Source organism: Escherichia sp. TW14182 (genome assembly GCF_000208525.1).
In the GTDB taxonomy this organism is placed as follows: Bacteria; Pseudomonadota; Gammaproteobacteria; order Enterobacterales; family Enterobacteriaceae; genus Escherichia; species Escherichia ruysiae.
On the sequence record NZ_AEJZ01000020.1, the window covers coordinates 27,571 to 41,731 of the forward strand.

Consider the following 14,161-nt stretch of genomic DNA (forward strand, 5'->3'; position numbering starts at 1 on the left):
ATTAATAATGGCAGGATTATTTTAAATCGGGTAAGTCGTTGTATAAGCCCTGTTTAATTCCCGCTAATGGAATAAGGTTATTAACCGCAGCGGCATAATTTACTGCGGCAACCCAGCCATCATAACTGGCATTTATTTCAGCCGATTGCGCCTGAAAGACATCTTGCTCGACGGTTAATAGATCATTCAGACTGCGTTTACCTAATTTATATTCATTTTGATACACATCTCGCGTTTTGTGCGCACTTTCGGATTGCGCTAAACCGGCTTCTTCGCGCCCCCGTGCGCCAGTCCAGTTGGCATACGCCACTGATGCCCGTTGTAATACATCCAGTTTTGCCTGTTCGACCTGCGAGGCGGAGATTTTTTGTTGCCCTTCGGCCTGTTGTACCTGGGCAGAAACCGCACCGCCCTGATACAACGGCGCGTTAACGTTCAGCTGTAACTGGTCGTCCCAGTACGAGCGATCGCTGGTCTGGTAGCGCGTTTTGCCTCCCTGAATACTAAGCGTCGGCCAGTATTGCGCTTTGGTTTTTTCCACGCCGTACTGTGCCGACTGGCGTAAATTTTCTGCCGCCAACACCAGCGGAATGGACTGGTAATCAATATTTTTTAGCGATACCGGCTGCTCGGCTAATTCCGCAGGTGGCGCGGCTATCGCCTCCGGCTGTACGCCAGTCAGCACCGCCAGTTGCGCTTTGGCGCTCGCCATTTGCGCCTGATATTGCTCCAGCGTCGAGCGCATTCCGGCAATGCGTGTCTGAGCCTGCAATTCATCAGAAGATGAGTTCAGGCCGGCGTTGGCGCGTAGTGCCGCCATGTTGTAGACATTTTCCAGCGAGTGGATATTACGTTGAGCCGCATCGCACAAAGCCTGATAACGGCTAACTTCCATATAGGTGGTCGCCGTTTTCTCTGCGACATCGGTTAGGGTTGCCATCAATTTAAAGCGGTAGCTGTCACGAGCGGCAGTTTGCAGTTTGATATCGTTGTTCGTTTTACCAAAGTCATACACCAACTGCGTCAGGGTTATGCCATACGAAACGTTGTTATCAAGCCTGCCGCTGGAGTCCGTTTGTCGGGACGGCCCCGCGTTACCGGTTAAGCCAACGTGCGGATACCAGGCACTTTTGGCTTCATCGATTTGCGCTTCGCCAATACCTATCTGCGCCGCCTGTTGGGTGACGTCGGGGTTTCGCGCAAATGCGCGTAATATACTTTCCTGTAAGGATAAACTGGCAACCGACGTAACCGCAGGGGCGTTAGCCCATTGTGGTAATGGCGCTGCAAGCGCGTTTTCTCCCATCACAATAAAACTTATTAAAAATATCAGGCATTTATTTTTACGGTTTTTTAATTGTAATCGCGCCATAGATAAGTCACTTCCTTCCAGGTCATTATTTTAACTGGTTTTTATAACCAGCCTCATTTTATTTAAGAAGGGTAATAACTTGTGCATCTCTTTCGTTTTTATTCCCCCTATTAAAAGAAATGCAGCTAAAAAGCTTATACGTTATTTATTAAGAATACACTACGAGTTTTAGATTACCATCATCCGCATTGAGAATAATCCATAGTAAGAAGTGATAAGAATCACAGTTTTATCGTGTATATACCATTTTTTTGTGACTTATTTATTAAAAGTATAAGACGGAGGATTTGATTAAGAAAAAAATAAAGGCGCAGCACAGAAAGCACTGCGCGCAGGTAGATTTTATATGGTTTTATTCCGTTTCATTACCATTGCCACAATAAGGCTTAGTAATAGTGCGCCAATAATCCACATCAGTGCGCTGCTGCCCTGGGACCATAGACTGTAAATAAAACCGATGATTACCAATAGCATGACCATCATACCGACAACGAGGATTGGCAACGAGGCGTGAATATCATGACGCAGACGGATCGCCACCACAAACACCGCAAGGTAGCAGATCAAAAAGGTGGCGCTGGCAACACTGGCCAGGGAACCTAAATTAAGCGCCGCCGTCATCAGCATGATCAACACCACTATGATGATGTTGCCCCACGTACTCTGCCGCCACAGGGATTTATTCATTAGCTTCGGCAGTTCACGCTCGCTGCCCATGTTGTCCATGATATTAAACACCGCAAACAGGTTTGCGTTGATGGCTGATGCCGTCGCCAGCAAAGCACCTATCACCACTATCACATAACCCACATGCCCAAGCAGTGGAGAAGCGGCCTGCGCTACGGCGGTATCGGCATATTTTTCTAACTCTAATGCCGAAACATCACTAAGCAGCACCAGTGCCAGGGAAATATAGAGCAGTGTGGTAACGCCTATCGCCAGCAAAAATGCTCGCGGCATAATGACCGCCGGATCTTTCACTTTATCCGCCGCGTTTGCCATCATGCCAAAGCCCGCATAAGCAAGGAAGGTAATCCCGATACAAGAGAAGAATGCGCCGGAGCTGGGGGGCGCAGAGACGGAAATATGCGCCGGTTGCAGCGACCAGACGCCCGCAATAATCAGCAACAACAGGATCATCATTTTGATGCCGACAAGGATCACTTCCAGTCGCCCTACCGCATGGTTGCTTAAGGAGTTGAACAGCGTCATCAGGGCAATGATCGCCAGCGCGTAGAGCAAAATAAGATGCTCATCCTGGCTGCCCTCATGCAAAAACTGCACAGCATAAGCACCAAAGGCACGGGCAACCATCGCGATACTCACCGCCAGCGTCATCAGGTACAGCAACGAGAGCGCCAGCGAAAAAACACCGTTGCCTAACCCCCGGCGAAAGAAGTCAATAATCCCGCCATTGCTGGGATAACTTGCACCAAGGCGCGCATAGGCATATCCGGAAAACATCGCCACAATGCCGCCAAAAGCAAAAGCGACCCAGGTCGAGGCTTCCATTAGCAACGCCGCTTGCCCCAACAGGGCAAAGATCCCCGCCCCCACCATCGCCCCGATACCTATGGAAACCACATTCCATAGTCCCAGAGGTTTGTCACCGTTATTACCTTCCGTGTTCATCATGATCAGCCCTTAAACACGTTATAGCCGAGTTGTTTAGCGACCGATGCCACCATTTTTTGTCCACGAACACTGTTGCCTTCTTCATCCAACGGTGGCGAGAACGCGGCAATCCCCATCACGCCAGGCACTACCGCCAGAATGCCGCCACCGACGCCGCTTTTGCCGGGTAAGCCAACGCGATACGCCCAGTCACCAGAGCGACCATACAGCCCTTCCATCATCATTTCGGCCAGGATGTACGGCACATTGTCAGCCTGGAGAACGCGTTTTTGGCTTAGCGGATTAACACCGCCCGCCGCCAGTGTCGCGCCAAGCGTAGCCAGCTCAACGGTATTGATAAGCGTGGAGCACTGACGGGTATACACATCACAGGCTTCCATCGCATCGCAATAGAGATATCCAGAGGAATACAGCAGCCAGGCAATCGCCCGGTTGTGGAAGTTGGTGGTCTGTTCCGACTGGTTCACTTCCTCAGAAAGCGCCACCTGCTCACCAGCAAGTTGTTGTTGGATGTGTAAAATTCTCTGCCAGCGTTGTTCAGCATTATCGGCTTTGATCAGACTGGTAGTGGCGATAGCGCCTGCATTCACCAGCGGCGACAACGGCTTGCCACCATGAAGTTCTAAGGCAATGACTGAGTTAAAAGGCAATCCGGTCGGGTCAGCGCCAATTTTGTCCTGCACCGCCTGCGGGCCGACATCTTCCAGCGCGAGGGCTAAAGTACAGACTTTCGAGATGGATTCCAGCGCAAAGCGGTAATCGCTATCACCCGCACGATAGATATTGCCATCGCAAGTCACAATAGCTACCCCCGCCAGTTGGCTGGGGACATTCGCCAGAAAGGGAATGTAATCGGCATTTTGCCCGCCGCTAAGTGAGTGAAATTGGACATATGCCTGATCCACTGCCTGCTGTAAATTTTTTGCATCTGACATCTGTTGTTAACTCCTTTTTATAGATGCGGGAGGCTATTCCTCATCCCGATGCCAATTTTCAGGCATCCTGATTTAACTTAGCACCCGCAACTTAACCAAAGGAAAACAAAGAGATAAATGTCTAATCCTGATGCAAATTGAGCCAATCTTTTAATCTCCACCGCGTTTTCATTGCGCTACGAAATAATTTCTTGACCTTCCCCTTGCTGGAAGGTTTACCCTTTATCACAGTCAGTCAAAACTGTCTTAAAGGAGTACGTTATGTCACAAACTATCGACCTGACCCTGGACGGCCTGTCCTGCGGTCACTGCGTTAAACGCGTGAAAGAAAGTCTCGAACAGCGCCCGGACGTTGAGCAGGCAGATGTGTCAATTACTGAAGCGCACGTCACAGGTACTGCCAGCGCGGAACAGCTTATCGAAACCATCAAGCAAGCGGGTTATGACGCATCTGTAAGCCACCCAAAGGCTAAACCGCTGGCGGAGTTATCAATCCCGTCGGAAGCACTGACAGCGGTTTCTGATGAGCTTCCGGCAGCAACCGCCGATGACGACGATAGCCAGCAGTTGCTGTTGAGCGGCATGAGCTGCGCCAGTTGTGTCACCCGCGTACAAAATGCGCTGCAAAGCGTACCGGGCGTCACCCAGGCACGGGTAAACCTGGCGGAGCGCACTGCGCTGGTGATGGGCAGTGCCTCCGCACAAGATTTAGTGCAGGCGGTGGAAAAAGCGGGCTACGGCGCAGAAGCGATTGAAGATGACGCTAAACGACGTGAGCGCCAGCAGGAAACAGCCGTCGCTACCATGAAACGCTTCCGCTGGCAGGCAATTGTCGCTCTGGCGGTGGGTATCCCGGTAATGGTCTGGGGGATGATCGGCGATAACATGATGGTCACCGCCGACAACCGCAGCCTGTGGCTGGTTATTGGGCTGATAACCCTGGCGGTTATGGTTTTCGCTGGCGGACATTTTTACCGCAGTGCATGGAAAAGCCTGCTCAACGGCGCGGCGACGATGGATACGCTGGTGGCGCTGGGTACTGGCGTGGCATGGCTCTATTCAATGAGCGTTAACCTGTGGCCGCAGTGGTTCCCGATGGAAGCACGACATCTTTATTACGAAGCCAGCGCGATGATTATCGGTCTGATTAATCTCGGTCATATGCTGGAAGCGCGTGCGCGTCAGCGTTCTTCAAAGGCGCTGGAGAAATTACTCGATTTAACCCCGCCGACGGCGCGACTGGTTACTGACGAAGGTGAAAAGAGTGTGCCGCTGGCAGACGTTCAGCCAGGTATGTTGCTGCGCCTGACAACCGGTGACCGTGTGCCGGTGGATGGCGAAATCACTCAGGGCGAAGCGTGGCTGGATGAGGCGATGTTAACGGGCGAACCTATTCCACAGCAAAAAGGCGAAGGCGATAGCGTTCATGCCGGGACAGTGGTACAGGACGGTAGTGTGCTGTTTCGCGCCAGCGCAGTCGGCAGCCATACCACGCTGTCGCGGATCATTCGCATGGTGCGCCAGGCTCAGAGCAGTAAACCGGAAATCGGCCAGCTGGCGGATAAAATCTCTGCCGTGTTTGTGCCGGTGGTAGTGGTGATTGCGTTGATCAGTGCGGCAATCTGGTATTTCTTTGGACCCGCACCGCAAATTGTTTATACCCTGGTGATTGCCACCACGGTGCTGATTATCGCCTGTCCGTGTGCGCTGGGGCTGGCAACGCCGATGTCGATTATTTCCGGCGTCGGGCGCGCGGCAGAATTTGGGGTGCTGGTGCGTGACGCCGATGCGCTGCAACGTGCCAGTACGCTCGACACCGTGGTGTTCGATAAAACCGGGACGCTGACCGAAGGTAAACCACAGGTTGTCGCAGTAAAAACGTTTGCTGATATTGATGAAGCGCAGGCATTGCGTCTGGCGGCGGCACTGGAGCAAGGTTCCAGCCATCCGCTGGCGCGGGCAATCCTCGATAAAGCAGGCGATATCACGCTGCCACAGGTCAATAGCTTCCGTACATTGCGCGGACTGGGGGTAAGTGGCGAAGCGGAAGGCCATTCACTGCTGCTGGGGAATCAGGCTCTGTTAAATGACCAGCAAGTCGATACGAAAGCGATTGAAGCTGATATTTCAGCCCAGGCATCACAAGGCGCAACGCCGGTGTTACTGGCCGTTGATGGCAAAGCGGTGGCTCTGTTGGCGGTACGCGATCCATTGCGTAGCGATAGCGTGGCGGCGCTGCAACGTCTGCATAAAGCGGGATATCGTCTGGTAATGTTAACCGGCGATAACCCAACCACCGCCAATGCGATCGCCAAAGAAGCAGGGATTGATGAAGTGATTGCGGGTGTATTGCCGGATGGAAAAGCCGAAGCGATTAAACGTCTGCAAAGCGAGGGTCGCCAGGTAGCAATGGTGGGCGACGGCATTAACGACGCGCCGGCGCTGGCCCAGGCGGATGTCGGTATTGCAATGGGTGGCGGGAGTGATGTTGCCATTGAAACAGCGGCGATTACCCTGATGCGCCATAGCCTGATGGGGGTTGCAGACGCACTCGCCATCTCCCGCGCGACGCTACGCAATATGAAGCAAAACCTGCTTGGCGCGTTTATCTACAACAGTATCGGTATTCCGGTCGCCGCCGGTATTTTGTGGCCGTTCACCGGAACACTGCTTAACCCGGTGGTCGCCGGAGCGGCAATGGCGCTCTCGTCGATTACGGTGGTGAGTAACGCTAACCGATTGCTGCGGTTTAAACCGAAGGAATAAGTATGTCATTGCGGATGCGCTGCTTTAGGGTGGCGCATCCGTTATAGGGAAATGATTCTACGCGACCTTTTTTGCACGCTCTTCACGGCGTGCCAAATATTCAGCCACTGTTTCAATCCGTCCCAATTCTTCCTGGGTGCGCATGTTGTTTTCAACTTCCCAAAGATCAACTGCCGCCTGGAGGTTTAGCCAAAAATCGACTGTGGTATCAAAAACTTTCGCCAGACGAAATGCCATATCAGTGGTGAGTTTACGATTATTATTGATCAGTGCACTGACGCTATTACGATGAACATGCAGCAACTCTGCTAACTCATTGATTTTCAAATCGAGCGGTTCCAGATATTCATAGAGAAGAATATCTCCGGGTGTCGTCGGTTTTCTTGTTGCCTGTTTCATGGTTTTACCTTTCTCGTCAATACGACAGCTATGTTTTAGTAGTTGTGTGGATCTAAAAACAATTCTTCGGCCTTGCCATTAACCCATTTAAATATCAGTCGGTACTGTTTATTCACTCTAATGGAGGAGTATTCCTGCAATTTCCCCGATAACTCTTCGTACCGGTTCCCTGGTGGGGAACGTAAATCCCGATGGGAAGTGGCAGCATTAATGATGTCCAATTTTCTTGATAACGCGTTATGGATTTCAGCAGGGATCTTTCGATGTGGCGTTGAGTGGACAAAAAAATCAGCCAGCCAGGGATCACGAAAACTCCTTATGTTGATTTTTTGAGCCATTCCATTCTCATCTCCTTGTCCATTATTTAATCATTATAATGCACACAAGCACTGTGCACAAGTGCAACAATCAACTCCATTTGCGCCATCCCTCCCCGCGCGCTAGCATGATATTTCACAAAGGGAGGTCGTATGGATCTGTTGTACCGGGTAAAAACACTTTGGGCCGCGCTGCGCGGTAATCATTACACCTGGCCTGCCATCGATATCTCCCTCCCCGGCAATCGCCATTTTCATCTGATTGGCAGTATTCATATGGGTAGCCACGATATGGCTCCTCTACCCGCCCGTTTGCTTAAAAAGCTCAAACAAGCCGATGCGCTGATTGTCGAGGCAGATGTTTCCACCAGCGATACGCCTTTTGCTAATTTGCCTGCCTGCGAGGCGCTGGAAGAGCGCATCAGCGAAGAACAATTACAAAATCTGCAGCACATCAGCCAGGAAATGGGCATTTCTCCGTCGCTCTTTTCTACCCAACCACTGTGGCAAATCGCGATGGTTCTCCAGGCGACGCAGGCGCAAAAACTGGGGCTGCGGGCAGAATATGGTATCGATTACCAGCTATTGCAGGCGGCGAAACAACAACATAAGCCCGTGATTGAACTGGAAGGGGCAGAAAATCAGATTGCCATGTTGCTCCAGCTCCCCGACAAAGGACTGGCGCTGCTGGACGATACGCTGACCCACTGGCATACCAACGCACGGCTACTACAACAAATGATGAGCTGGTGGCTGAATGCGCCGCCACAAAATAATGAAATAACGCTGCCCAATACGTTCAGCCAGTCGCTGTACGACGTGTTGATGCATCAGCGAAATCTTGCCTGGCGGGATAAATTACGGGCCATGCCACCGGGGCGCTATGTGGTCGCGGTCGGTGCGTTACATCTGTATGGAGAAGGGAATTTGCCACAAATGTTGCGCTAAAAAAAATGGCCAATATCGCTATTGGCCCGTCAAAGAGGAATTTCATATTTTTATTATTATGCCGTCACTTTAAGCGACGGTGTAACTCGATTGTCGCTCAATCTCACCATCCTGCCAATACTATTAGGCAAGATGACTCTTTTTTTTGAGCCGCCATCAGGCGTATGCTTTCTCCGTTTTTTTGTTTAAGGCAGGAAAATTACGATGACACCCGCAGTTAAATTACTCGAAAAAAACAAAATTTCATTCCAGATTCATACCTACGATCACGATCCGGCTGAAACCAACTTTGGCGATGAAGTGGTCAAAAAATTAGGCTTGAATGCAGATCAGGTCTACAAAACGCTGCTGGTCGCAGTGAACGGCGATATGAAACATCTGGCGGTGGCCGTTACGCCGGTCGCCGGTCAACTGGATCTTAAAAAGGTGGCAAAGGCGCTGGGTGCCAAAAAGGTAGAGATGGCCGATCCGATGGTGGCACAGCGTTCGACGGGATATTTAGTTGGGGGAATTAGCCCACTAGGACAGAAAAAACGTCTGCCGACGATTATTGATGCCCCCGCGCAAGAATTTGCCACTATTTATGTTTCCGGTGGCAAGCGCGGACTGGATATTGAACTTGCGGCAGGCGATCTGGCGAAGATCCTCGATGCGAAATTTGCCGATATCGCCCGCCGGGATTAAGCATTGTGCCGGATGCAAACATCCGGCACTTTCAGATTACTGCCAGCTCACCTCACCTTTCGGCTCATACGCGCTCGCATCCAGCGGCGAGTTTTTCTGGATATAGCCTTTCAGCACTTCAGCATCTATAAAGCCGGTATTGACATAGCCCGGTTTGTTATCAAGGCGCGGATAACCATCACCGCCGGTGGCATTGAAGTTTAACGTCGCCATGCGGTAAGTTTTTGCCGGATCGACCGGTTCGCCTTTGATTTTCAGGTCGTTAAGTTTGCCATCTTTCGCCACAAAGCTGACGTTGGCAAATTGCGGATAGGCACCGGAATCCGGCTTCATTTGTGCAACGGCGGTCAGGTAATCAATCACTTCCTTACCGCTCATGTCGGCATACACCACCACATTGCCGAACGGCTGCACTTTCAGCACGTTTTTATAACTGATGTTACCCGCGTCGATGGAGTCACGAATTCCGCCTCCGCTCATCACCGCAAAGTCGGCTCCGGTGCGATCCATTTGTGCTGCCAGAATCAACCGTCCCATATTGGTCTGTACGAAACGAACTTTGCTGCGGTCGCCTTCAAGACGGTCACTAACCTCACCAATTTTCACTTCCAGCTGTGCTTTGCCTTTGTTCTGGAACGGTGATAACAGCGAGATCATTTGCTGGTTTTCGGCGATTTCCGGAGTGTACAGCACGCGTTCGCTTTTTCCGTCTTCCCAGGTCACTTTTTTCTTCAGGTTCACCGGAATCAACTGGTAATTGACCATTTTCATTTCGCCATTGCGAAACTCAAAATCGGCTCGTCCCACATACTTGCCCCACTCATGCGCCTGGACAATCCAGATGCCGTTTTGTTGATCCGGCTTGCAAGGTGTACCCGGCACATAATCGACCTGTTTTTTATTTTCTGCTGCCATGCAGACCGGATCTTGCGAGTGACCGCCGACAATCATCGCCAACGATCCGGCAGGCAGGCTGCGCGCCATCTCTACATCGCCCGGTGCGTTTGAACCGTGTTCGCCATTGTCGTAATGCCCCATATGCGTAGCTGCAATAATAATGTCCGGCTTTTCTGTCTGTTGCAGTTCCTGAATCACCAGCTTCGCTTCGTCGGCAGGTTTACGAAATTCAATGTCGGTGAAATATTCCGGGTTACCAATTTTCGCCGTGTCATCGGTCGTCAGACCAATTACCGCGATTTTCAGATCCTGACGCTTAAACAACGCCCAGGGTTTAAACAAACGCTCGCCGGTACTTTTTTGATAGATATTGGCGGAGAGCAACGGGAACTTTGCCCATTTTTCCTGCTGACGTAATACGGTGAGCGGGTTATCAAATTCATGGTTACCGATTGCCATCGCGTCATAACCCACCAGATTCATGCCGCGAAAATCCGGTTCGGCGTCCTGTAAATCAGACTCTGGAACACCAGTGTTAATGTCACCTCCAGAAAGTAACAGCACGCTACCGCCTTCAGCCGCGACTTCTTTGCGGATACCATCCACCAGCGTTTTTTGCGCCGCCAGACCATATTCGCCATATTCATTACGCCAGAAATGACCGTGGTGGTCGTTGGTATGAAGTACCGTAATTTTGTAGGTTTTATCCTGCTCATAAGCCTGGGCGGTTTCACTCGCCAGTGTAAATGCGGCTAATAGTGCTAATGCCACACCCCGCTGCAAAAACTTCATATTTCTCTCTCCCTGACCAGATATCAACGTGTTGAAAATTAGTATGACGCGACATAATAGACAAGTCTGTGTTCGGTGATGGTAAATCTACATACAAAAATGGAAATTCTGTATTAAGCATTGAGACTTCCTTCAGACAGCGCATACAGGTATGTTAGTCGGGTAATAATCACAAATAAGATCATTCTTTACATCGCAACTCTGAAAAAGTGACTTTCCTATGGCAATGAGTGAACAAACCCAGCCTGCGGCGGGCGCAGCTGCATCGACCACTAAGGCTCGTACATCATTTGGTATTTTAGGCGCAATCAGCCTCTCGCATCTGCTGAACGACATGATCCAATCGCTGATTCTGGCGATTTATCCTCTGCTCCAGTCTGAATTTTCTCTGACATTTATGCAGATTGGGATGATTACCCTCACCTTTCAGCTCGCCTCTTCGCTGTTGCAACCGGTAGTCGGTTACTGGACAGATAAATACCCAATGCCGTGGTCATTACCGATTGGCATGTGCTTTACCATGAGCGGCCTGATACTGCTGGCGCTGGCGGGTAGTTTTGGCACGGTTCTGCTGGCGGCGGCGCTGGTCGGTACGGGTTCGTCGGTCTTTCACCCGGAATCTTCCCGCGTGGCGCGTATGGCGTCTGGTGGACGTCATGGCCTGGCGCAATCTATCTTCCAGGTAGGCGGTAACTTTGGTAGTTCGTTGGGGCCATTGCTGGCGGCGGTGATCATCGCCCCTTACGGCAAAGGCAACGTTGCATGGTTTGTGCTGGCGGCGTTGCTGGCTATCGTGGTACTGGCGCAAATCAGCCGTTGGTACTCTGCACAGCATCGGATGAGTAAAGGCAAACCGAAAGCAATAATAATCAATCCACTGCCGCGTAATAAGGTCGTGCTGGCTGTTTGTGTGCTGTTAGTGCTGATTTTCTCGAAATATTTCTATATGGCGAGCATCAGCAGCTATTACACCTTTTATCTGATGCAAAAATTCGGATTATCTATCCAGAATGCCCAGCTTCATCTGTTTGCCTTCCTGTTTGCCGTCGCGGCGGGTACGGTGATTGGCGGGCCTGTAGGCGATAAAATCGGTCGAAAATATGTGATTTGGGGCTCTATCCTCGGCGTTGCGCCATTTACCTTGATTTTACCCTACGCCAGCCTGTACTGGACGGGGGTTTTAACGGTGATTATTGGATTTATCCTCGCCTCGGCGTTTTCCGCCATTCTGGTCTACGCTCAGGAGCTACTTCCGGGACGTATCGGCATGGTTTCTGGACTGTTTTTCGGTTTTGCTTTCGGTATGGGGGGGCTGGGCGCTGCGCTTCTGGGGCTTATTGCCGATCATACCAGTATCGAGTTAGTTTATAAAATCTGTGCTTTCCTTCCACTTCTTGGTATGTTGACCATATTCCTGCCTGATAACCGGCATAAATCCTGATTTCCATGCAGCCAAAGGTAAACTTTGGCTGCTTCATTTTGCAGTAGCCATAAGCCTTTCCTCTTCATACACCTTATCACTTTTCCGATCCGTGCCTTTTTTGCGGTTAATTCCATTTTTCTGCAAAATTCAACAATTATTCATAAACATCAACCATGAAATTGTCATAAACTATTACCTGTAATTTTGGTTTTCCCAGCCCAAAATGGACAACAACCACCAGGAACAGGAGACGGAATGCATCACGCCACCCCGCTTATCACCACCATTGTTGGCGGCCTTGTGCTCGCTTTTATCCTCGGCATGATTGCTAATAAACTGCGTATTTCTCCTCTGGTGGGATATCTGTTAGCGGGCGTGCTGGCAGGGCCATTCACTCCAGGGTTTGTTGCCGATACCAAGCTTGCGCCGGAACTGGCGGAGCTGGGCGTTATTTTGCTGATGTTCGGCGTCGGTTTGCATTTTTCGCTCAAGGATTTGATGGCGGTAAAGTCCATTGCCATTCCCGGCGCGATCGCCCAGATAGCCGTGGCGACGCTGCTGGGTATGGCGCTCTCTGCCGTGCTGGGCTGGTCGTTAATGACCGGTATCGTGTTCGGTTTATGTCTTTCCACCGCCAGTACCGTGGTGTTACTGCGCGCACTTGAAGAACGGCAATTAATAGACAGTCAGCGCGGGCAAATCGCCATCGGCTGGTTGATTGTGGAAGATTTGGTGATGGTTCTGACGCTGGTGTTGCTGCCCGCAGTGGCAGGGATGCTGGAACAGGGCGATGTGGGCTTCGCGACGCTGGCGGTTGATATGGGGATCACCATCGGCAAGGTGGTAGCATTTATCGCCATAATGATGTTAGTGGGTCGCCGTCTGGTGCCGTGGATTATGGCACGCAGCGCGGCAACCGGTTCGCGTGAACTGTTTACCCTGTCGGTGCTGGCACTGGCGTTAGGCATTGCTTTTGGTGCGGTAGAACTGTTTGACGTCTCCTTTGCGCTCGGTGCATTCTTCGCTGGGATGGTGCTGAATGAATCCGAACTTAGCCACCGCGCCGCACACGATACGCTGCCATTGCGCGACGCCTTTGCGGTGCTGTTTTTTGTCTCCGTCGGGATGTTATTTGATCCGTTAATTCTGATTCAGCAACCGCTGGCAGTGCTGGCAACGCTGGCAATTATTCTGTTTGGTAAATCTGTCGCGGCACTGTTCCTCGTTCGGCTGTTTGGTCACTCCCAGCGCACGGCGTTAACCATCGCCGCCAGCCTCGCGCAGATTGGTGAGTTCGCGTTTATCCTGGCGGGACTGGGAATGGCATTGAATTTACTGCCGCAGGCCGGACAAAACCTGGTACTGGCAGGCGCGATCCTGTCGATTATGCTCAACCCGGTGCTGTTCGCGCTGCTGGAGAAATATCTGGCAAAAACCGAAACGCTGGAAGAACAGACGCTGGAAGAAGCTATCGAAGAAGAGAAGCAGATCCCGGTGGATATTTGCAACCATGCGCTACTGGTGGGCTACGGTCGTGTAGGCAGTCTGCTGGGGGAGAAATTACTCGCCTCTGATATTCCGTTAGTGGTGATTGAAACATCACGAACCCGCGTCGATGAACTGCGTGAGCGTGGCGTTCGCGCGGTACTGGGCAACGCGGCGAATGAAGAGATCATGCAACTGGCGCATCTGGAGTGCGCGAAATGGCTGATTCTGACCATTCCTAACGGTTACGAAGCTGGCGAGATTGTGGCCTCTGCTCGCGCCAAAAACCCGGATATTGAGATTATCGCCCGCGCCCATTATGACGATGAGGTGGCGTATATCACCGAACGTGGCGCGAATCAGGTAGTGATGGGTGAACGTGAAATCGCCCGTACTATGCTGGAACTGCTGGAAACGCCACCGGCGGGTGAAGTGGTGACGGGGTAATACATTGACGCCATTGCCGGATGCGATGCTGCCGCATCTTATCCGGCCCACAGGTGCCATC

General features: G+C 51.3%; 11 protein-coding genes. 5 read left to right on the top strand and 6 right to left on the bottom strand.

Features of this window, described 5'->3' with window-relative positions:
- Positions 1-16: 16 nt before the first annotated feature.
- From EQY_RS0102105 to glsA, 3 genes are all read right to left on the bottom strand, one after another.
- Positions 17-1,372 carry a TolC family outer membrane protein gene (locus tag EQY_RS0102105; RefSeq protein WP_000113318.1) on the bottom strand — a complete coding sequence of 452 codons (1,356 nt, stop codon included), beginning with the start codon at positions 1,370-1,372 and terminating at the stop codon, positions 17-19.
- A 342-nt stretch (positions 1,373-1,714) separates the two neighbouring features.
- On the bottom strand, positions 1,715-3,007 hold the full coding sequence (locus tag EQY_RS0102110) for an APC family permease (protein ID WP_000982146.1): 1,293 nt from the start codon (positions 3,005-3,007) through the stop codon (positions 1,715-1,717).
- A gap of 2 nt (positions 3,008-3,009) precedes the next feature.
- Positions 3,010-3,942 carry a glutaminase A gene (gene glsA / locus EQY_RS0102115; RefSeq protein ID WP_001278190.1) on the bottom strand — a complete coding sequence of 311 codons (933 nt, stop codon included), beginning with the start codon at positions 3,940-3,942 and terminating at the stop codon, positions 3,010-3,012.
- Between the two features lie 261 nt (positions 3,943-4,203).
- On the opposite strand from glsA, the gene copA reads away from it, so the two are divergent.
- Positions 4,204-6,708, top strand: coding sequence for a copper-exporting P-type ATPase CopA (gene copA / locus EQY_RS0102120; protein ID WP_000083924.1), 2,505 nt, complete (start codon positions 4,204-4,206; stop codon positions 6,706-6,708).
- Between the two features lie 57 nt (positions 6,709-6,765).
- Here copA and EQY_RS0102125 read toward each other — a convergent pair whose 3' ends face one another.
- A complete protein-coding gene (locus EQY_RS0102125) occupies positions 6,766-7,107 on the bottom strand; it encodes a HigA family addiction module antitoxin (RefSeq protein WP_000806439.1) in 342 nt (113 codons plus the stop codon).
- A gap of 35 nt (positions 7,108-7,142) precedes the next feature.
- Entirely contained in the window at positions 7,143-7,445 is a 303-nt protein-coding gene (locus tag EQY_RS0102130) for a type II toxin-antitoxin system RelE/ParE family toxin (RefSeq protein WP_000057518.1), read from the bottom strand.
- 132 nt (positions 7,446-7,577) lie between these two features.
- Between EQY_RS0102130 and EQY_RS0102135 the strand changes: the two genes are divergently transcribed.
- Both EQY_RS0102135 and ybaK read left to right on the top strand, forming a co-directional pair.
- Complete coding sequence (locus EQY_RS0102135; RefSeq protein WP_000365146.1) at positions 7,578-8,372, top strand: TraB/GumN family protein; 795 nt, start codon at positions 7,578-7,580, stop codon at positions 8,370-8,372.
- Between the two features lie 204 nt (positions 8,373-8,576).
- A complete protein-coding gene (gene ybaK / locus EQY_RS0102140; protein WP_000186623.1) occupies positions 8,577-9,056 on the top strand; it encodes a Cys-tRNA(Pro)/Cys-tRNA(Cys) deacylase YbaK in 480 nt (159 codons plus the stop codon).
- Between the two features lie 36 nt (positions 9,057-9,092).
- On the opposite strand, the gene ushA is transcribed toward ybaK, so the two are convergent.
- Positions 9,093-10,745 (bottom strand): bifunctional UDP-sugar hydrolase/5'-nucleotidase, encoded by a 1,653-nt coding sequence (gene ushA, locus EQY_RS0102145; protein WP_000670592.1) that lies wholly within the window; start codon positions 10,743-10,745, stop codon positions 9,093-9,095.
- A gap of 220 nt (positions 10,746-10,965) precedes the next feature.
- Here ushA and fsr point away from each other — a divergent pair, with 220 nt between their 5' ends.
- Both fsr and ybaL read left to right on the top strand, forming a co-directional pair.
- Positions 10,966-12,186, top strand: coding sequence for a fosmidomycin MFS transporter (gene fsr / locus EQY_RS0102150; RefSeq protein ID WP_001251622.1), 1,221 nt, complete (start codon positions 10,966-10,968; stop codon positions 12,184-12,186).
- A gap of 237 nt (positions 12,187-12,423) precedes the next feature.
- Positions 12,424-14,100: a YbaL family putative K(+) efflux transporter gene (ybaL, locus tag EQY_RS0102155; protein WP_000546195.1), complete on the top strand. Its 1,677-nt coding sequence runs from the start codon at positions 12,424-12,426 to the stop codon at positions 14,098-14,100.
- The last annotated feature ends 61 nt before the right edge of the window (positions 14,101-14,161 follow it).

What these genes read in the sequence shown, in the direction of transcription:
- EQY_RS0102110 (WP_000982146.1), bottom strand. Translation starts at nt 3,007, where the DNA reads ATGATGAACACGGAAGGTAATAACGGTGACAAACCTCTGGGACTATGG.
- EQY_RS0102125 (WP_000806439.1), bottom strand. Translation starts at nt 7,107, where the DNA reads ATGAAACAGGCAACAAGAAAACCGACGACACCCGGAGATATTCTTCTC.
- EQY_RS0102105 (WP_000113318.1), bottom strand. Translation starts at nt 1,372, where the DNA reads ATGGCGCGATTACAATTAAAAAACCGTAAAAATAAATGCCTGATATTT.
- EQY_RS0102130 (WP_000057518.1), bottom strand. Translation starts at nt 7,445, where the DNA reads ATGGCTCAAAAAATCAACATAAGGAGTTTTCGTGATCCCTGGCTGGCT.
- EQY_RS0102135 (WP_000365146.1), top strand. Translation starts at nt 7,578, where the DNA reads ATGGATCTGTTGTACCGGGTAAAAACACTTTGGGCCGCGCTGCGCGGT.
- ybaL (WP_000546195.1), top strand. Translation starts at nt 12,424, where the DNA reads ATGCATCACGCCACCCCGCTTATCACCACCATTGTTGGCGGCCTTGTG.
- copA (WP_000083924.1), top strand. Translation starts at nt 4,204, where the DNA reads ATGTCACAAACTATCGACCTGACCCTGGACGGCCTGTCCTGCGGTCAC.
- ushA (WP_000670592.1), bottom strand. Translation starts at nt 10,745, where the DNA reads ATGAAGTTTTTGCAGCGGGGTGTGGCATTAGCACTATTAGCCGCATTT.
- fsr (WP_001251622.1), top strand. Translation starts at nt 10,966, where the DNA reads ATGGCAATGAGTGAACAAACCCAGCCTGCGGCGGGCGCAGCTGCATCG.
- ybaK (WP_000186623.1), top strand. Translation starts at nt 8,577, where the DNA reads ATGACACCCGCAGTTAAATTACTCGAAAAAAACAAAATTTCATTCCAG.
- glsA (WP_001278190.1), bottom strand. Translation starts at nt 3,942, where the DNA reads ATGTCAGATGCAAAAAATTTACAGCAGGCAGTGGATCAGGCATATGTC.